This is a genomic window from Streptomyces sp. NPDC002446, assembly GCF_053595675.1.
The window spans coordinates 22,911-41,469 of record NZ_JBSFYC010000069.1 but is presented as its reverse complement, the minus strand read 5'-3'; the positions used below and the strand labels follow the sequence as shown (position 1 = coordinate 41,469).

General features: G+C 69.1%; 15 protein-coding genes and 2 pseudogenes. 9 read left to right on the top strand and 8 right to left on the bottom strand.

Annotated elements, in window-relative coordinates; genetic code table 11:
* Nucleotides 1-207, bottom strand: a pseudogene (locus ACWD6P_RS29810) (hydroxypyruvate isomerase); the annotation flags it as partial.
* Between the two features lie 135 nt (nucleotides 208-342).
* Here ACWD6P_RS29810 and ACWD6P_RS29805 point away from each other — a divergent pair.
* The 8 genes from ACWD6P_RS29805 (at nucleotide 343) to ACWD6P_RS29770 (ending at nucleotide 7,766) form a co-directional block, all read left to right on the top strand.
* Nucleotides 343-606 (top strand): hypothetical protein, encoded by a 264-nt coding sequence (locus ACWD6P_RS29805; protein ID WP_451447277.1) that lies wholly within the window; start codon nucleotides 343-345, stop codon nucleotides 604-606.
* A complete protein-coding gene (locus ACWD6P_RS29800) occupies nucleotides 603-983 on the top strand; it encodes a helix-turn-helix domain-containing protein (protein ID WP_451447276.1) in 381 nt (126 codons plus the stop codon). The genes ACWD6P_RS29805 and ACWD6P_RS29800 overlap by 4 nt, the downstream gene beginning before the upstream one ends.
* A 170-nt stretch (nucleotides 984-1,153) precedes the next feature.
* Entirely contained in the window at nucleotides 1,154-1,675 is a 522-nt protein-coding gene (gene uraD, locus ACWD6P_RS29795; RefSeq protein ID WP_451447275.1) for a 2-oxo-4-hydroxy-4-carboxy-5-ureidoimidazoline decarboxylase, read from the top strand.
* A complete protein-coding gene (gene uraH, locus ACWD6P_RS29790) occupies nucleotides 1,672-2,097 on the top strand; it encodes a hydroxyisourate hydrolase (protein WP_451447274.1) in 426 nt (141 codons plus the stop codon). Before uraD ends, uraH begins: the two co-directional genes overlap by 4 nt.
* 7 nt (nucleotides 2,098-2,104) lie before the next feature.
* A complete protein-coding gene (gene pucL / locus ACWD6P_RS29785) occupies nucleotides 2,105-3,028 on the top strand; it encodes a factor-independent urate hydroxylase (RefSeq protein WP_451447273.1) in 924 nt (307 codons plus the stop codon).
* An 84-nt stretch (nucleotides 3,029-3,112) separates the two neighbouring features.
* Nucleotides 3,113-4,489 carry a nucleobase:cation symporter-2 family protein gene (locus ACWD6P_RS29780; RefSeq protein WP_451447272.1) on the top strand — a complete coding sequence of 459 codons (1,377 nt, stop codon included), beginning with the start codon at nucleotides 3,113-3,115 and terminating at the stop codon, nucleotides 4,487-4,489.
* An 80-nt stretch (nucleotides 4,490-4,569) separates the two neighbouring features.
* Nucleotides 4,570-5,955, top strand: a complete 1,386-nt coding sequence (locus tag ACWD6P_RS29775; protein WP_451447271.1) for an 8-oxoguanine deaminase — start codon at nucleotides 4,570-4,572, stop codon at nucleotides 5,953-5,955.
* A 299-nt stretch (nucleotides 5,956-6,254) separates the two neighbouring features.
* Nucleotides 6,255-7,766 (top strand): nucleobase:cation symporter-2 family protein, encoded by a 1,512-nt coding sequence (locus ACWD6P_RS29770; RefSeq protein ID WP_451447270.1) that lies wholly within the window; start codon nucleotides 6,255-6,257, stop codon nucleotides 7,764-7,766.
* A 121-nt stretch (nucleotides 7,767-7,887) separates the two neighbouring features.
* Here the strand turns inward: ACWD6P_RS29770 and ACWD6P_RS29765 are convergent, their stop codons facing one another.
* Both ACWD6P_RS29765 and ACWD6P_RS29760 read right to left on the bottom strand, forming a co-directional pair.
* On the bottom strand, nucleotides 7,888-8,763 hold the full coding sequence (locus tag ACWD6P_RS29765; RefSeq protein ID WP_451447269.1) for a chitosanase: 876 nt from the start codon (nucleotides 8,761-8,763) through the stop codon (nucleotides 7,888-7,890).
* 112 nt (nucleotides 8,764-8,875) lie between these two features.
* Nucleotides 8,876-9,451, bottom strand: a complete 576-nt coding sequence (locus ACWD6P_RS29760) for a TetR/AcrR family transcriptional regulator (RefSeq protein WP_451447268.1) — start codon at nucleotides 9,449-9,451, stop codon at nucleotides 8,876-8,878.
* Between the two features lie 259 nt (nucleotides 9,452-9,710).
* Between ACWD6P_RS29760 and ACWD6P_RS29755 the strand changes: the two genes are divergently transcribed.
* Nucleotides 9,711-11,111: a M20/M25/M40 family metallo-hydrolase gene (locus tag ACWD6P_RS29755; protein ID WP_451447267.1), complete on the top strand. Its 1,401-nt coding sequence runs from the start codon at nucleotides 9,711-9,713 to the stop codon at nucleotides 11,109-11,111.
* A gap of 58 nt (nucleotides 11,112-11,169) precedes the next feature.
* On the opposite strand, the gene ACWD6P_RS29750 is transcribed toward ACWD6P_RS29755, so the two are convergent.
* The 5 genes and pseudogenes from ACWD6P_RS29750 to ACWD6P_RS29730 all read right to left on the bottom strand — a co-directional run bounded on the left by ACWD6P_RS29750 (nucleotide 11,170) and on the right by ACWD6P_RS29730 (nucleotide 18,515).
* The gene (locus ACWD6P_RS29750) at nucleotides 11,170-13,011 is read right to left on the bottom strand and encodes a DNA/RNA helicase domain-containing protein (RefSeq protein WP_451447280.1); all 1,842 of its coding nucleotides are present in this window, start codon (nucleotides 13,009-13,011) and stop codon (nucleotides 11,170-11,172) included.
* A 120-nt stretch (nucleotides 13,012-13,131) separates the two neighbouring features.
* Nucleotides 13,132-14,610, bottom strand: a pseudogene (locus tag ACWD6P_RS29745) (SAV_2336 N-terminal domain-related protein); the annotation flags it as partial.
* Nucleotides 14,552-15,481 (bottom strand): AAA family ATPase, encoded by a 930-nt coding sequence (locus ACWD6P_RS29740; protein ID WP_451447266.1) that lies wholly within the window; start codon nucleotides 15,479-15,481, stop codon nucleotides 14,552-14,554. The gene ACWD6P_RS29740 and the pseudogene ACWD6P_RS29745, both read right to left, overlap by 59 nt.
* Nucleotides 15,478-17,553 carry a vWA-MoxR associated conflict system protein gene (locus ACWD6P_RS29735; RefSeq protein WP_451447265.1) on the bottom strand — a complete coding sequence of 692 codons (2,076 nt, stop codon included), beginning with the start codon at nucleotides 17,551-17,553 and terminating at the stop codon, nucleotides 15,478-15,480. The genes ACWD6P_RS29740 and ACWD6P_RS29735 overlap by 4 nt, the downstream gene beginning before the upstream one ends.
* Entirely contained in the window at nucleotides 17,550-18,515 is a 966-nt protein-coding gene (locus ACWD6P_RS29730) for an alpha/beta fold hydrolase (protein ID WP_451447264.1), read from the bottom strand. Before ACWD6P_RS29730 ends, ACWD6P_RS29735 begins: the two co-directional genes overlap by 4 nt.
* Nucleotides 18,516-18,559: the final 44 nt, after the last annotated feature.

Here is an 18,559-nt window from a genome sequence, read left to right as displayed (position 1 = left end):
CCCCACCAGCCGCACCCCGGCACCCTCCAGCGCACCGCGCAGCGCATCCAGCTCCGCCCGCTCCGGCACCGGGGCATCCACCCACGGCCACCACAGCTCCACCGCCGTGAAGCCCGCCGCCCGCGCGGCCGCCGGCCGCTCCAGCAACGGAAGCTCGGTGAACAGGATCGACAGATTGACGTTGAAGCGCGTGTCCGTGAACCCCATAAGGGCGGCGCTCCTTCCGGATAGTGGAACTGTTTTTCTGCGTAATGGAACATTGCCTGGCGGGTTCGGAGGCTGTCAAGGGGGCCCCGGGGCAATTTCTGGTGGCCGGGCCGAACCGCGCGTAGGTTGAGCGACGTGCGATTGAGAGTGGAGTTCACGACGGAGCCGTTCGACCTGGACGAGGCACCGGCGCATGCGGTGGTGGCGCGGGACATCGTCACCGGCGCCGAGCTGGACGCCGTCGATGTCGGTCCGTTCGGCAATACGGCCGAGGGCGATGCGGAGCAGGTGCTCGGCGCGGTGTCCGCGCTGCTGCGCGAATCCCTGCGGGCGGGCGCGACCCGGGTGTCCCTGCAGGTCAATGTGATCGCCAAGACGGACGAGGGGGATGCGACGTGACCGAGCCCGCTGACCACCCGTTCGTCCAGGCGGTCAAGCCGCTGGTGGACGCGATGGGCGGAGAGATGGTCGCGCCCGATCTGGCCCAGGGCGACGATGTCGTGCTGGCCTGGGAGGGGCAGGACCGGGTCGCCGTACGGCTCCCGCATCTGTCGGATTCGCTCGACCACATCCTCGCCGAGCTCCAGCGCCGGCACGGTATGCCGCTGGCGGAGCTGGATCGCAAGACCAAGCAGTCGGTGGTGCGGATACTGGAGGCCCGGGGTGCCTTCTCCGTCCGGCACGGCGTCGAGACGGTCGCGGGCGCCCTCGGGGTCAGCCGCTTCACCGTCTACAACTACCTGAACAGGGAGAACGCCGCGAAGGGCGGCGACTGAGACGATCTGGTCGGAGCCTGCGCCCGACCGCCGAAGCCGCCGTCCGCACCCCCGGACGGCGGCTTTTGTGTTGCCGAGTTTTCAACAAAGTGTTGACGTGGTGTTGCCGGGGGTCTTAGCTGTTTCCAGCCAAAGCAGAGCTGTCCAGCACCAGGCCACGGAGGCTTCCCGTGTCTTCGAGCAAGACCCCGGGGCTGACCCGGTTCAACACCGCCGACGACAGTACGGCACGGGCCGCACTGCACGAGGTGTGTGCCAGCCGGGCATGGGGGAGCAAGGTTCTCGCCCAGCGCCCCTACGCCACCATCGACGCCCTGTACGCCGCCAGCGACGCCGCCATGGCCGAGCTGACCGCGGCGGACCTGGCCGAGGCGATGGCCGGGCACCCGCCCATCGGCCGGCCGAAGCCGGGAGACCCGACCTCGAACCGCGAGCAGAGCGGGATGGCCGGCGCCTCCGACGAGCTCAAGGCGGAGATGCTCGAACTCAACCTGGCCTACCAGGAGAAGTTCGGCCATGTCTTCCTGATCTGCGCCACCGGCCGCACCGGGGAGCAGATGCGCGAGGCGGTCCGTAACCGGATCGACAACTCGCCGGAACAGGAACGAGAGATCGTTCGTGTGGAGCTCGGCAAGATCAACCGCATACGCCTGACCCGTATCGCGGAGACCGCAGAAGGAGACGCAACATGAGCAGCGAGCCGGCCGCACAGACGTCGGTGTCCACGCACATCCTGGACACCAGCGTGGGCCGCCCCGCAGAGGGCGTCGCCCTCACGCTCTCGGTGCGCTCCGGCCACGACGGCGACTGGACGCCCCACGGCGCGTCCAAGACCGACGCGGACGGACGCTGCAAGGACCTGCCGGCCCTGCCGGAAGGCACCACCCACGTACGCCTCGACTTCGCCGTCGAGGACTACTTCGTTTCGAACAAGCACCGCCTACACCACGAGGCAACCCAGCAAGCCGAGGAACAGCAGGACGCCCCCCGCGTAAGGGACAGCGGAGCTTTCTTCCCGGAGGTGGCAATCACCTTTGCCGTCAAGCCGGGCGAGCACTACCACGTACCGCTGCTGCTCAACCCGTTCGGCTACTCCGTATACCGAGGGAGCTAGCACCGACATGCCCACGATTCTCGGCCAGAACCAGTACGGCAAAGCGGAGAACCGCGTCGTCAAGATCACCCGTGATGGCGACACGCACCACATCAAGGACCTCAACGTCTCGGTCGCCCTCTCCGGCGATCTGGAAGAGGTCCACCTCTCCGGCTCCAACGCCAACTGCCTGCCCACCGACACGACCAAGAACACCGTCTACGCCTTCGCCAAGGAGTACGGGATCGAGTCGGCCGAGCAGTTCGGCATCCACCTGGCCCGGCACTTCGTGACCAGCCAGGAGCCGATCAAGCAGGCCCGTATCCGCATCGAGGAGTACGCCTGGGAGCGGATCGAGACCTCCGACGCCAACTCCAGGTTCATCGGCGCCGACGAGGTCAAGCACTCCTTCGTGCGCAAGGGTCAGGAGACCCGGCTGACCGAGATCACCTACGACGGTGAGCAGTGGCAGGTCATCTCCGGCCTGAAGGACCTCGTGGTGATGAACTCCACCAACTCGGAGTTCTGGGGCTACATCAAGGACAAGTACACGACGCTCAAGGAGGCCTACGACCGCATCCTCGCCACGCAGGTGTCCGCCCGCTGGCGGTTCAACTGGACCGACGACGAGCAGCGGATGCCCAACTGGGAGCGTTCGTACGAGCAGGTCAAGAAGCACATGCTGCACGCCTTCGCCGAGACCTACAGCCTCTCGCTCCAGCAGACCCTGTACCAGATGGGTTCGCGCATCATCAACAACCGCTCCGAGATCGACGAGGTGCGGTTCTCCCTCCCGAACAAGCATCACTTCCTGGTGGACCTGGAACCGTTCGGGCTCAAGAACGACAACGAGGTCTACTACGCGGCGGACCGCCCGTACGGCCTGATCGAAGCCACTGTTCTGCGCGACGGTGTCGAAGCCCGGATCCCGGTGGATCTGACCAACCTCTGAGCGGCTCTCCGACGCCGCGCCGTGCCTCGCGTCCCCTCCCCACCCCACTGCGGGAGGGGACGCGGATCCTGAGGGGAACGACCCATGGCACAGCCATCGCAAGTCCCGCACCACCCCCGGCTCCCGGTCCATCCGGTGGACGAGAAGCCGGCGGCCAAGCGGCTCGTCCCTGCCGCGCTCCAGCACATCGCCGCCATGTACGCCGGTGTCGTCACCCCTCCGCTCATCATCGGCCAGGCCGTCGGCCTGGACGCCGCGGGCCGGACCCGGCTGATCGCCGCCGGTCTGCTCATCGCCGGGCTCGCCACGCTCCTGCAGACGCTCGGCATCCGCCGCTTCGCCGGCAACCGGCTGCCGTTCGTCAACGCGGCCAGCTCCGCCGGCATCACCCCCATGCTCGCCATCGCCGAGACCACCGCGAAGGGCCATCAACTCCCGGCCATCTACGGGTCGGTCATGGTCGCCGGCGTCTTCTGCCTCGCCGTCGGTCCGTTCTTCGGCAGACTGCTGCGCTTCTTCCCGCCGCTGGTCACCGGCGTCGTCATCACCCTCATCGGGGTCACCCTGATGCCCGTGCCGGTCGGCTGGGCGCAGGGCGGAGACGAGCACGCCGCCGACTTCGGCGCCATGCAGAATCTCGCGCTCGCCGCCTTCACCCTCCTGGTGATCCTGCTCATCCAGCGCTTCGCCCAGGGCTTCGTCAAGCAGATCGCCCTGCTGATCGGTCTGGTCGTGGGCACCCTCGCCGCGGTCCCCTTCGGGATGGCGAGCCTCGACGGGCTGCGCTCGGCCCCGATCGCCGCACTGCCCACCCCGTTCGCCTTCGGCGCCCCGGAGTTCCAGCCCGCTGCGATCCTCTCGCTGTGCATCGTGATGCTGGTGCTGATGACGGAGTCGTCGGCCGGCATGCTCGCCCTCGGCGAGATCTGCGACCGCCCCACCACCGGCGCCACGATCACCCGGGGACTGCGCACCGACGGCCTCGCCACCCTGCTCGGCCCCGTCTTCGGCGGCTTTCCGACCAGCGCCTTCGCGCAGAACGTCGGGGTGGTCTCGCTGACCCGGGTACGCAGCCGGTACGTTGTCGCGCTCGCCGGCGGCACGCTTCTGGTCCTCGGCGCCTTCCCCGTCCTGGGCGCGGTGGTCTCGCTGGTGCCGATGCCGGTCCTCGGCGGCGCGGGTGTCGTCCTGTTCGGATCGATCGCGGTCAGCGGTATCCGTACGCTCTCCGAGGCCGGGCTCGACGACAGCTCCAACATCATCCTGGTGGCCGTGTCGCTCGGCGCCGGCATCATCCCGCTCGCCGCGCCGACCTTCTACGCGGACTTCCCCGCCTGGGCGCAGACCGTGCTCGGCTCCGGAATCAGCGCCGGAGCCCTGGCCGCGGTCCTGCTCAACCTGTTCTTCCACCATCTCGGCACCCGGCACCGTTCCACGGTCCCGGCACTCAAATCCCCCTAGGGTCCTGCCGTGCCCGCCCCCGAGCTCCCGGCTTTCGAGCAAGGGGGACCCCCACGCCACCACAGAGAAGAGGAAGCACGATGGCACCATCGGCAGCCCAGCGCATCGTCATCGAGAACTGTGCGATCGCGACCGTAGACGCCGACGACACCGAGTACGCGTCGGGGTACCTCGTCGTCGCCGACAACAAGATCGAGTCCATCGGTGCGGGCAAGGCCCCCGAGGGCCTGGAGAACGTGGTCCGTCGCATCGACGCCACCGGACACCTGGTCACACCCGGCCTGGTCAACACCCACCACCACTTCTACCAGTGGATCACCCGCGGTCTGGCCACCGACCACAACCTCTTCAACTGGCTGGTCGCGCTCTACCCGACCTGGGCGCGCATCGACGAGCCGATGGTGCACGCGGCCGCGCAGGGCTCGCTCGCGATGATGGCCCGCGGCGGCGTCACCACCGCCATGGACCACCACTACGTCTACCCCAAGGGCTCCGGTGACCTGTCCGGCGCCATCATCCGCGCCGCCTCCGAGATGGGCGTCCGCTTCACCCTGGCCCGCGGCTCCATGGACCGCAGCGAGAAGGACGGCGGTCTGCCGCCGGACTTCGCCGTGGAGACCCTCGAAGGCGCGCTCGCCGGCACCGAGGAGACCGTCAAGAAGCACCACGACGCCTCCTTCGACGCGATGACCCAGGTCGCCGTCGCCCCCTGCTCGCCCTTCTCCATCTCCACCGATCTGCTCAAGCAGGGCGCGGAGCTCGCCCGCCGGCTCGGTGTGCGGATGCACACGCACGGCTCGGAGACGGTCGAGGAGGAGAAGTTCTGCCATGAGCTCTTCGGCATGGGCCCGACCGACTACTTCGAGTCCACCGGCTGGCTGGGTGAGGACGTGTGGATGGCCCACTGCGTCCACATGAACGACTCCGACATCGCGGCCTTCGCCCGTACGAAGACCGGTGTGGCCCACTGCCCGTCGTCCAACGCCCGGCTGGCCGCCGGAATCGCCCGCGTACCGGACATGCTCGCCGCCGGTGTCCCGGTCGGCCTCGGTGTCGACGGCACCGCCTCCAACGAGTCCGGTGAACTCCACACCGAGCTGCGCAACGCCCTGCTCATCAACCGCCTCGGCGCGCACCGCGAGGCCGCGCTGAACGCCCGTCAGGCGCTGCGCCTGGGCACCTACGGCGGTGCGCAGGTCCTCGGCCGCGCCACCCAGATCGGCTCCCTGGAGCCGGGCAAGCTCGCCGACCTGGTGCTCTGGAAGCTGGACACGCTCGCCCACTCCTCCATCGCCGACCCGGTGACCGCCCTCGTCTTCGGGGCAGCGGCGCCGGTCACGCTCTCCCTCGTCAACGGCAAGCCGGTCGTCGAGCACGGCCGTCTGCTGCACGCCGACGAGGACGCCATCGCCCGCACCACGCGGGCCGAGGCACAGCGTCTGGCCCGTATCGCCGCCGAGGGCTGACCCCCTCGGCGCGGCACACACGGCCGACGCACACCCCAGACTCGGCCGGGAGGGACGGCTCCCGGCCGGGCTTGCGGATCCGAGCGGGATCCGCAAGCGCCGGACCCGGGGGTGCGGGAACCTCTCCCGCACCCCCGGTCCGGCCCGGCCCCGCCGGTCCACCGTCCGTTCTCCACGCGCCATAAGCGCGGCACCACCCAAGCCCGCTCACCAGCGGCCCCTCGCACCACAGAGCAAGCCCTCCGTGACAGCCTCGCCTCGCCGGCCGCCGGCGACGCAGAAATCGAAGGAGGCCCGCAGTGGCCGCAGTTACCGGGCAGAAGTCGGAGGGGGACCGGAAGCACCCGGTCGACGAGACCCTCCCGCCCTTCAAGATGTTCACCAGCGGCCTGCAGCATGTGGCCGCGATGTACGCGGGTGTGGTGGCCCCGCCGATGATCGTGGGGCCGGCCTGCGGGCTGAGCGCCACCGAGACCGCGTTCCTGATGGGCGCAAGCCTCTTCACCGCGGGCATCGCCACCCTCCTGCAGACCCTCGGCTTCTGGAAGGTCGGCGCCAAGCTCCCCTTCGTCAACGGCGTTTCGTTCGCCGGCGTCACCCCCATGGTCGCCATCGGCAAGGCCCAGAGCCCCGACAACGCACTGCCGATCATCTTCGGCGCGGTGATCGTCGCCGGTGTGCTCGGCTTCCTCGTCGCCCCCTACTTCTCCAAGCTCGTACGCTTCTTCCCGCCGGTGGTCACCGGCACCGTCATCACCCTCATCGGTGTCTCGCTGCTCCCCGTCGCGTTCAACTGGTCCCAGGGAGGCAACTCCCAAGCCCCCGACTACGGTTCCCTGACGAACATCGGAATGGCCGCGCTGACCTTTCTGATCGTGCTGGTGCTGCGCCGGGTGCTGCGCGGCTTCCTCCAGCAGATCGCGATCCTGCTCGGCCTGATAGCCGGCACCCTGATCGCGATCCCCGTCGGCATCGCCGACTTCTCCGCCCTCACCGAGGCGGATCTGCTCGGCTTCCCGACGCCCTTCCACTTCGGCGCCCCGCAGTTCGAGGTCGCCGCGATCATCTCCATGTGCATCGTGATGCTGGTCTGCATGACCGAGTCGACGGCCGACATGCTCGCCCTCGGCAAGATCGTCGACCGTCCCGCCGACGAGCGCACGATCGAGGGCGGGCTGCGCGCCGACACCCTCGGTACGGCGGTCAGCCCGCTCTTCAACGGCTTCGCCAACAGCGCGTTCGCGCAGAACATCGGCCTGGTCGCGATGACCAAGGTGCGCAGCCGCTTCGTCGTGGCCACCAGCGGTCTGATCCTGATCGTGCTCGGCCTGTGTCCGGTGGCCGCCTCGGTCATCTCGCTGGTCCCGCTGCCCGTCCTGGGCGGCGCCGGCATCGTGCTCTTCGGCTCGGTGGCCGCCAGCGGCATCCAGACGCTGGCCACGGCCGCGATGGAGAAGGGCGACAACGCCCTGATCGTCTCGGCCGCCGTCGGCATCGGCCTGATCCCGATCGCCGCGCCGGACTTCTACCACCAGCTCCCCAAGGACCTGCTGGTCGTCCTGGACTCCGGCATCAGCACCGGCTGCCTGGTCGCCATCGCCCTCAACCTGGCCTTCAACCACTTCGGCAGAGGGCCCGCGGACGGGGATGCGGTCCACGGCGGGACGGCGGACCACGCGACGGCGGACGACGTGACGGCGGACGACGTGACGACCGGAGGCGGGGACGGGCACGAGCCCCAGATACCGCAGCAGCCCAACCGCGGCGCCGTGGACGACAGCGGCGAGCCGGCGGCCACGCCCGCCCGCTGACGGCAGGGGCCCCGGCCCACCGGCAACGGCCCGTAGGGGAGCGTCAACTACGCCTCTAGCGTCAACTACGCCTTACATGCGGGCCGTTGGGCTGTCGGCCGGGGCGTGAGGGTGCGGTGGCTCAGCCGATGTGGAAGCTCTCCCCGTACACCTTCCAGTCCAGCGGAGTGTGCAGATCGAGATTGCCGTTCCTGAGGAACACCCGCTGCGCGGTGTCGACCCGGCTCGTGTCGCTGTGCGCCTCCTCCTGCTTCATCGCCCAGACCCGGGCGTCGAGGAAGGCGTTGAGGTAGGCCTTCTCGTCACCGCCCTGGGCCGGCGGCTTCGCCTTGGCCAGGGCGCGCTTGCGGATACTGGAGAAGCCGGTCCGGTCGTCCCCGTCGCCGTGCATCACGATCGCGTCGTAGTACGCGAACTGGCCCAGCACGCCGACGCCGTCGGCCTTGCCCCGCTTGACCGCCGGGTTGAAGTACACCCGGTCCCGCTCGTCGTTCTGCGCCTGCCGGAACGCGGGGTCCCCGGCGGCCTTCCGCCAGTCCTCGGGGTAGCCGGGATCCAGCCCCTCGTGCGAGTCGCTGCCGTCCACCTCGCGCAGCGCGGGGAGGTACCTGGCCAGGACGTTGCCCGGCTTGCGCTGGGTGTAGAGCTCGACGAGCTCCAGCATGTCGTGGGTGCCCGAGCAGAAGCCGATGATGCCGCCGGTGTACCCCCGGCCGTCACCGATGTCCTCGATGTACTTGTACTGCGCCTTCCAGTCCAGCGACGAGTTCTCCGCGCTGGAGACCAGCCGCATGGCGATCTCCTTCTTGGCCGGGTCGTCGAGGCCGGTCGCGGCCCGTGCGGTGCGCGGTGCGGAGTCGGCCGCGACCGGGCGATGGTGGTCCGCCGGGGCCTGCGTGGTGGCGACGGCGGTGGCCGGTACGGCGAGCAGGGCGAGGCCCAGGGCGATACGGGTGGCGGTCCTGGGCAGGGCCCTGCCTATCGATCGGGTGCGCATGGAGTCAGTCCTCCAGTTCGGAGCGAGCCGTGGGGGAGTCCCCAATCGTTAGGAAGCTTTCCTACCAGACTCGGATGTCCGCGTATACCCGCCGGGACGAGCGCGCGCGGGCTCAGTCCAGCAGTCCGCCGAGCAGCTCGCGGATCCCCGGCCCGGGGTCGAAGTCCTCGGCGGGGAAGGAGAGTTGGTGGAAGACGACGCCGTCCAGGTAGTCGAGGAGGATCTCGCAGTGCCGGCGCGGCGCCGGCGAGCCGAAGCGCCGCAGCCAGTCCGTACCCCAGCCGACGACGGCCGCGCGCCCGCGGGTGAGCGCGGGGCGGAGCTCGGGTCGGGCCATGGACTCCAGGTAGAGGGCGAAGCGGGCGGCGGTCCTGGCCCGCTCGGGCCCGGTCGCGTACTGCAGGAACCGGGCGATGGCGTCGGCGAGTTCACCGGCGTCGGCCGGTGCGGCCCGCGCGGCGAAGTCCTCCCAGTCGCGGCGCTCCAGCATCTGCAGGTGGTCGACGATGCCGTCGATCAGCGCCGCCCGGTTGCGGAAGCAGTTCGACGTCGTACCCGACGGGACCCCCGCCGCGGCATCCACGGCCTGATAGGTCAGCCGCCGCGCCCCCTCGCTCCCCAGCACCCGAATCCCCGCGTCCAGAACCTGCTCCCGCCGCCGTGCCACCCGGAGTGCCCTTCCTGCCATGCGTTTTACTGCATTTGTAGTGCCGATTTACGGCGAACACAGTACCCGCTGCCATGGGCCCGCAGCGCGCCCCCGAGCCCGGCCCGGCAGGCGCTCCGGGGCGGCGCGCTACGACCCGAACATGTCACCATCCCCACCTCTATGCCCGATATGCTCCCCACTTCCGAAGGTCTGTCAGCAATCCGGCGAGTCAGCGCCCACCTCGCCAATGAGCCAGTCACGGCGCGCGTACCGGCGGCGCCACGGAAGGGGTTCCGCGGTGAACCAGGAAGCCAACGACCCGCACGTCCCCGGGGGCGGACCGGCCGCGTCGCTGGAGGCCACCGCCGACGCGCTGATGGACGGTGTGTGCGCCGACCTCAAGCGACTCGCGGCCATCCCCTCGATCGCCTTCCCGGGCTTCTCGCCCGAACCGGTCCTCCAGGCGCGCGACCTGGTCGTCGCCCTCCTCAGGGAGGCCGGTGTGGCCGACATCGGGGAGCTCAACCTCCCCGGCACCGCGCCCGTCATCACGGGCAGCATCCCGCCGCCCACCCCTGAGGCTCCCACCGTCCTGCTCTACGCCCACTACGACGTCCAGCCGCCCGGCGACGTACGGCTCTGGGACTCCCCGCCCTTCGAGCCCACCGACATCGAGGGCGGCATCCGCGCCCGCGGCATCGCCGACGACAAGGCCAACCTCATGGTCCACATCGGCGCGCTACGGGCCTTCGGGGGCCACCCGCCCGTCGGCATCAAGATCGTCTTCGAGGGTCAGGAGGAGTACGGCAGCGCCTTCGACGACTACCCGCCCACCGACCCCGACCTCTTCGCCTGCGACGCGATGATCATCGCCGACACCGGCAACATCCGCCCCGGCACCCCCACCCTCACCACCGCACTGCGCGGATCCGCGGTGGTCCTCGCCGAGGTCCGCACCCTCAACACCGCCGTACACAGCGGGGAGTACGGCGGCGCCGCCCCCGACGCCCTGCTCGTCCTCCTCAAGGCCCTCGCCACCCTCCACGACGTCCACGGCGATGTCGCCGTCGAGGGCCTGCACCGCGCACCCTGGGACGGCGCCGCCTTCAGCGACGACGAATTCCGCGAGCTGGCCGGCGTCCCGCACGGCACACCGCTGATCGGCTCCGGCGGCCTCGGCGAACGGCTCTGGAGCGGCCCGGCCATCACCGTCGTCGGCCTGGACGCACCGCCCGTCGACCAGGCCGCCTCCGCCGTCGTCCCGCACGCCCGCGCCAAGCTCAACCTCCGCGTACACCCCCGGCAGAACCCCAAGGAGGCACAGGAAGCCCTCGTCCGGCACCTCCAGCGCCTCCGCCCCTTCGGCATCCCGCTCACCGTCACACCCGGCGACGCCGGCCCCGGCTACGAAGCCGCCACCGACGGCCCCGCCTACCGCGCCGCCCACACCGCCCTGCGCCGCGCCTGGGGCACCGCCCCCGTCCACTGCGCGACCGGCGGCTCCATCCCCCTGGTCAACGGCCTCGCCAAGGCCGTACCCCACGCCGAAATCCTCCTCTTCGGCGCCGAGGACAACCTCTGCAACCTCCACGGCCCCAACGAACGCGTACTCCTCTCCGAACTCCGCGCCGCCCTGCTCGCCGAAACCGCCTTCCTGACCGAATACGCCAGGACACACCGCACCGAGGCAACGGAATGAGAACCGGTCCGGCCACCGCCCCACCCCCTCGACCACCCCTGCGCCCGCCGGCTCGCCTTCAGACGCCGGGCCCGCCCGCCCGACCCGCCGGCACCAACTCGCGCAGCTTCTGCCTGGTCTCGGCATCCGTCGAGAACACCACGGTGCCGACCATCCCCCGGGTCAGCAAGACCTTGTAGGTGTTGCGGATAAGTCGGTCCACCTCCGCATCGGGCGTGGAGCGCCTGAACGAGGGATCCCTGGACGCCGCCCGATCGGCCACCCACCGATCCGTCCGCCACACCAGATCCGGCCCCATGATGACGCCGCTCCAGTCGTATTCGAAGCCTTGGGCGGAGTAGACGCTGCCCACCTGTCCGAAGCCGGCCGGATCGGTCGCCCACAGGGCGGCAGGGGGCGCTCCGTTGACGGCCCGTTCCCCGTAGACGTTCCACGGGCGTGCCCAGTCGCCAATGACGATGTCGGCCGGCAGATCCTGCCCCGGTTGGACGTTGGTCGTCCATTTCCAGCAGTACCCGGCGGAGATTCGTGCTCCGTACCCCTGAGCCCGCCGAGCTACCAGGAATGCCTCCAGCTCCTGCGGAGTGTCGACCACAAGAAGGCGCATCCTGTCGTCGGGGTCCCATGCGACGGGACCGCCCTCCTTCTGCCCCAGCAGCCGTGTCACCCACTCCACATAGGCATCGCTGCCAGCGCACCGGAATTGCCGGTCCAACGCGACAACGCGGCACTCGATTCCCTTGGCGGCCGCGGCAGCCCGGATCTCGGCGACGGTTCCCCTCTCTCCTGGCCGTACCACCTGGTGCTCGTCCAAGAAGAACACCGGCACCCGCGCGACGTTGATCAACTCCTCGATCTGCGGCTTTCCGGTGCGCTGTGCGGCAGGCGTGTAGCGGTTGGCTGAGGTCTCCCGGATGCGGTGCGCCTCGTCGCAGATGAGTACGTCGACGTCGTTCTCGGGGGCGGTCGAGAAGCTGTTGAAATACTTGAAAAGCTGCCCCTCACGTTTGCGTGCTCCGGCCACCCGCCGCATGGTTCTGGTGAACGATGCTGACCCGGTCGCATGCAACGTGGTGACTCCGCGCCGATAGAGCTCACCCAGCAGCGACAGCGCGATCACGCTCTTTCCCGTGCCGGGACCGCCGGCGACCACCACCACTTCCTTGTGGTGCGAATCCCGCGCCTTGTGCACCGCGTTGAACACCGTCTGATACGCGAGCTTCTGCTCGTCCAGCAGAATGAACTGCTGCCGTTCGCGCACCTCCTGCGCAACCGCATCCATCAGCCGTTTCGGTGACGCGACTTCCCCGGCCAGCAGTTCATCGGCCGCCCGCGGCTCCGCCCTGGGCGCGAGACGTGCCTTGAGGTATTCCACGAAGGCGGCACGCCGCTCGGACGTGAACAGCTGACCGTACTGGCTCATCTCGATCCGACGCAGCCCGCCCACACCAAACTCCGTTGCGTGGGGCAGATACACCACGCCGTGCAAGCGTTCCGGATGAGCGGCAATTGCGCCGTTGAGGCTGGCGAGGTACTGGCAGTACCCCCGAACCTGCTCCACCGGATGCAGTACCGGCCGAGCGTTGGATTCGGCGTAACACAGCGTCGGATCGTTCTCGTCGCACGTCACCTGGGTCCAGCGCTTCAGCTCAACAACGACGTACGAGGGATGACCGGTCACCGGATGCACCCCGGCCAGCACCGCATCGAGCCGTTTACTGGTCAGGGGCATCTCGTACTCCAGGAGCATGTCGACCTCCCCGAGCCCGGCGTCGTGGAGAACGGCCGCCAGAGAGGCGATGTGGCCTTCCTCCCGGTAGCGCGCCGCGGGGCCGTCGGGTGGCTGGGGACGCGGGGGGACCTCCGGGTATGTGAGCGCAGTGCCGGGCAGTCCGAGCAGCTCCAGCGTCCGCCGCGAGGCTCGGCCGAAGGCCGTGAGTTCCGCCGGAAGCTCCTTCGGAGCTTCGGGGTGGTGTGCCACGGACACCAGTTGTGTCCGGCCTTCGCCTCGTGCGGCGATGTGGCGGCTGACCGCTCGGTTCATCTGCCACAGCTCGTGCTGCGCCAGATGTTGCCGCAGCGTGGCCTGTACGGCGCTGGGGACCTCCAGGACGACGGTGCCCTCAGTGCCTGTGTCAACGGAGAACAGCCCGCTGGTGATCAGTTCCGCGATATCGGCGGTGGTGGCCTCGGCGGCCACCTCCTGACGGATCACATGGAGCAGCCGCAGGCTCAGCTCGTCAAAGGCGGAGCACAGAACGGCCAGACGAGCCGCCGCCGGGGCGGCCGTACGGAGGTAACTCGCCGCGCGGACCTCAAGGGGGAGAAGACGTGGCGTGCCCAGGTGCCCGGGCAGGTCGACGTTGATCGCCTTTCGACCCTCCGCCGGCACCAGAACGGCGCTGCATCCGGCCGGATCGTTACGCATCGCCATCTGCGACCATCGCCCCAGGGAGTGGGGGGACAGCGACAATACGGGAATCGGCATCCAGTCGCCGTGGTCGCCGCCGGCGGAGGCGGACAACAGCGGGGCATCGAAGCGCAGCTGGGCATTGGGAGCACCGGGCCCGCCCGGCGCGACGGTGGTGACCGGCAGGTTGAGACCGGTCCGCCGCCACAGTCTCGTGGGCAACGGGTTGAGCAGAGCGGTGGCGGTCGCAGCTCCCCAGTCACGTAGCAGTTGCCAGACCTGAGGCGCATGCCACTGCGGTGCAGCGCAGTCGGAGACCACCATGATCAGACGCCGATTGTCCGATGCCCGCAGGCTGCGCGGAGCCATGCGGCGATGCTGTTGGTTCCGCACTTCCGGACGGCCATCCGGGGCGAAGCACAGCCGTCGGACGCGCAGGGAGCGGAACGCACCGAGCCCTTCCAGCATGCTGGTGAACTCGCTGATGGTCTCCTGCCACACCTGCATCGACGGCGATGAGTCCACGACGAGTTCGAGATCGAACCAGCGCTCCGGCGCCGCGGCGAACATGGGGATCAGTTCCCCGCTCCGGGCATAGCCGTCGACCGTCGCGTCCAGGTCCAGTGCGGTGTTGCGCCCTTGCGGCCAGTGCCGTTTCCACGGGCGCAGAGCGCGGGGAAGGTCTGGCGAACGAGCTGGGCCGGCGGCCCGCGGCACGGTCACCATGTCCCCACGCACCAGGGAGCTACTGCCGGGCAGATGCTCGTGAAGAGCACGATCGGCAGTAGTCCGTTCCGTCTCGCGGCTCGGCCCGGGGCCCGGCCGAGTTGTCTGCTCCGCCGTGTCCGGGGGGTCGTCGCCGCTCGGTCCGGCCTCGGGCTCCGCCGTATCCAGATCACCGTGTCTGTCCGCGGCCCTCGCGTCGTCACCCTGCCGTGCCGCCAGCCACAGAGCCTCGGCCAGAGCAGTGGCGTCGAGATCTGGCACGGCAACGCGCAGTGCGTCGAGTGCCCGTGCCAGCGGGTCGGGCTCAGACACGGGACAGCTCGCGCAATACCAGGTCCATGACCTCCTGCCGGTCCTCGTCATCGGGTGCGTTGCCGCCGCTCAGCAGATGGACGGCATTGAGGAGCTGATCGATGGCGAGGCTCTCGCCTTTGCCGAGGCGCTCGACGAACGAGGTGATGAGTGTGTCGACTGCTTCTCCGTTGGCGGGGCGGAGCTGCAGATGGGCTTCGACGATCCGGCGAAGTGCCTCAACCGTGGGCATCGGCATGGTGAACCGGATACACCGCCGCAGGAACGCCGCAGGAAAGTCACGTTCGCCGTTACTGGTCATGACGATGAACGGGAACTGCTCACACCGCACTTGCCCTCGCGTGATGGAGCTTCTGCGGTCACTGCCGGACTCACGGATCTCGGCGGTTTCGTGCTTATAGCGGGCTAGCTCCGGAATCTCGAACTCACCGCGTTCCAGCACGTCGAGAAGGTCACTCGGCAGGTCGAGGTCGCTCTTGTCGATCTCGTCGATGAGCAGCGCCCTGGGACGGTCAGAGGGGAGCAAGGCAGTTCCCAGGGGTCCCAGGTGCAGGAAGGGTTCGATGCCATCGCCGTCCGCGGACGGATCGAGCCGCTGGGCATGGATACGGCCCAGCGCGTCGTACCGATAGAGCGCCTCGGCCAGGCTGCTTCGGGACGTGATGTGCCAGCGCAGTACGGTACCGAGCTTGAGCTCCGCCGCGACCTGCTCGATCACCGTGGACTTGCCGGACCCGGCAGGGCCAGTGATCAGCAGCGGACGTCGAAGCGCCAGGGCGGCGTTCACCGCATCGGTGAGGCCGGCCGGCGGCTGGAACTCTTGATGAAGCGAGGGGCGGGGAAAGCGGCGCCAGGGCGGCGGTGGCCCCAGGTCGACGTTGCGCGGTGTGCCGTCACCCACGTAGAAGGGCTGCCAGGTCATGTGGGACTCTCCCCGTCCTTGGTGAACCGCTCGAACCAGCTGCAGAATTCGAGCCATTCCACGTCGTGCCAGATCGTGCGCAGCTGGGCGAGCCGTGCGTCGGCTGCCCCCGGGACATCTTGTTTCCAGCTTTCGCGGTAGGCGCTGCAGAACTCAAGCGGCAAGAAGTGCCAGTACTCCTCGACACACTTACGGGCCTCGGCAGGGACTTGGCCGTCACCACCCGGCCACATCACGATGGGTGAATAGGGCAGCAGGGCTTCCATCAATTCCGGGAGCCTCGGTGGACGGTGAGTGAGGGCCACGGCCCGCGTGAATTCGCCCTTCGTGAGCCGATCGCGAAGAGACGGGATATGACGGGTGTCGTCTTCGGACAGCCAGTCCACCGGGGCGCCGCCCACGTTGGGCTTGCTCATGGCCGTAAGCCGTTCCCGTGCCTCCTCGTTGATCCACCAGAGGTCTTCGGGAGGCTGGAGCCGCCCGCTCCAGCGCAGGACGACGTCATAGCGTGCGCCCAACCGTCTGCCGATGACCGTCTTCTCGGGGTGCCACCGCAGCAAGAGCGAAGTGGAGGCCGCGATTTCGACCTGGCGAAAGGAGATGCCCAGTACCTGGGCCTGCTCGGACGCCCATCTCAGCACCGTGCCCAGCCCCCGTTCCACCCCCGCTTGGCTGGGATGGCAGGGAAACACATCGTGCGGAGCATGCTCTTCTTTGCCGGCGTTCCCGGTGAGCAACCAGGCATCGAGAGACTCAGGCCATTCGTCACCGACGGCGGCATGCAAGCTGACGACCAGCCGCGCCCGCCCCCCGCAGCTTCGCTCATACAGTTCGTCGAAGGCGTCATTGAGTTCGATCGATGCGCCGATATCTGCGGCCCACCGGGTCAGTTCCCTTGTATCGGAGGCGACACCGGAGCTGACGGCCAGCGCGGCAACGAAGGCCGCAAGGCGCGCGGTGGGGCTTTGCCCCTGTGCCGGGGCGTGCAGCAGCAGGTGCTCGATGGCATCACGCAGCAGTTCGCTGCCGGTGGAATCCGGAAGGCGCTCGCCGGAGCGTGAGCACGTGAGGGACAATGCCTGTCGCAGCCGTTCCGAGGTGAGCGGGTCGCCGGGCCATGAAGCGAGCATGTCGTGTGTACGGAACCCGATGTGCAGCGAGGAGATGACCCGCAGGGCCCAGTTCCGCTCCGCAGACAGCGACTCGGCTGTGCTCGCCACCTCATGGCGTAGGGCTTGCAGTTCACGCGCTCCAGTGACGGTGGTCCCGGCGGCCCCGCATCCCAACGGCTCAAGTGCCCGCCCCAGTTCCCGCATGGCCAAGGGGCCGAGGACCGGACTCGCCCCGCAGTCGGAATGCCTGCGATTACGGGCGAGCCAGAGTCGGCCGGCCGCCAGGGGATCTCCGTGCAGCTCCGCGCTCACCGGGGATTGGCCCAGGATTGCGTCGTCTTTGCTCACAGCGTCGGCGACGTCCGAGACCTTGAGGTAACTGCCCACTCCGGCGATGCCTTTGGTGAGCACCCTGACGATGCCCCGGGTGAAGCGGAGATCGCGGGCGTCCTCCTGCATCGCACAGGACATGAGGATCGAGAGTCGGGTCCTGCCGCCCTGATTGCCGTCGCTCAGTGAGTTCAGATCGGGAATCGCTCCTGCCGCATGGCAGGTGTCGACGAGCGCTATCAGGCCCTTCAGACCGGGAGCCTCCAGTGCCTGGGTCACCATGCCGCCGACATCAACGCCCATGTGGACTGCGCCCGCCCTGGACTCCCCGGCCATGAAATACAGCCGCCCGCCCGACTGGATGCCGTGGCCTATCAGCGCGAGGACGAGTACGGCTCCGGCCTCGCCGGCCCGGCCGGCGGCGCCGCGGATCGCCTCCTCGATCTGCGCCTGGGTGAGGGCGGGACCGTACAGCAGAGAGGGCCGAGTCAGTGGTCCAGCTTCACAGGCGCCCAACCGAGGGTTCGTGATGGCGTCGTGGAGGGAACGTGCGGCGTCCTCCAGCCCTTCCAGCTCGCCGAGCTGGGCGCACTGCGGTGCGATCACGAGGGCATGCCGGGTCTCCGTCATGAGCGCGCTGCCGACTCCAGCGCTTCGACGACCGGGCCTGCCACGGCCGGCTGAGCCAGATATTTGGTGGCGGGGTGCACCCATGCGCCGTCCGAGTCGACCCGGGAGCTCATCGGAAGCACGGACGCCGCGTTCGGCCGGACGAACGCCTCCAGGCGGGGCCGTGCGGCGACTATGTCATCCCGGTCCCAGAAGTTGAGCCATGTGCCGACCTGTTCGGGGACCTGGGGCGGATGTGGGCGTACGTGCGGCAGCACGGCGGTTCGCGTCCCGAGGGGTGAGCCGAGAGTGACCAGCAACGGCACCGGCCCTTGGTGGTCGTGCAGGGCCTCCAAGGCGACCACGGTTCCGAGCGAGTGCGCAACGACGACCGTTGGGCCGTCGGGGTCGAGCATGTCGACGACACGTTGCCGGACTCTGCGGTCGAGAGAAAGACCGTTGTCGTCCGGCTCGCCTCGGCCCAGGTACCGGGCCACCTGCCCGAGAGCCGTCCAGGTCAGCCGGGCGGTGACCCAGCCGCCCATCCCGCGCAGACCGGGCAGCGACATCAGCGTGGTGAGCGCGTTGAGGGCATACCTGCCCGGATTCCCCAGGCCCTGCGCGGTGCCTGCGGGAGCCAGCTGGGCACGTGCGTGGCGCAGAGTCCGAAGCTCACCGTTCCCGAGGCCGGGGTCGGCAAGCCTTTCGTCGACGGCTTCCAGCAGCAGCTGGTGGACCAGCACTCCGGTGATCTGCTCGTGGTCGGCAGCGGTCTTAGTGCCCTGGGATCCGGCGTTCCGGAACAGGTCACCGTAGTAAGCGAACCGGGCATCGGCGGCCAGCTCTTGGGTGAGCTCCACACCCCGTGCCGAGTGACCGGCAGCCCTTGCTCCGGCGGCCAGTGCGCGCAACCAGTCCTTGCGTTCGGCTACGACGTCTCTCGTCCCGCCGATGCCGTGCACGAACACAAGGCGTGTCCTCATCGATCCCCCCAACAGCGGCGCCCGGCTCCGGAGCGTGAGCAAGC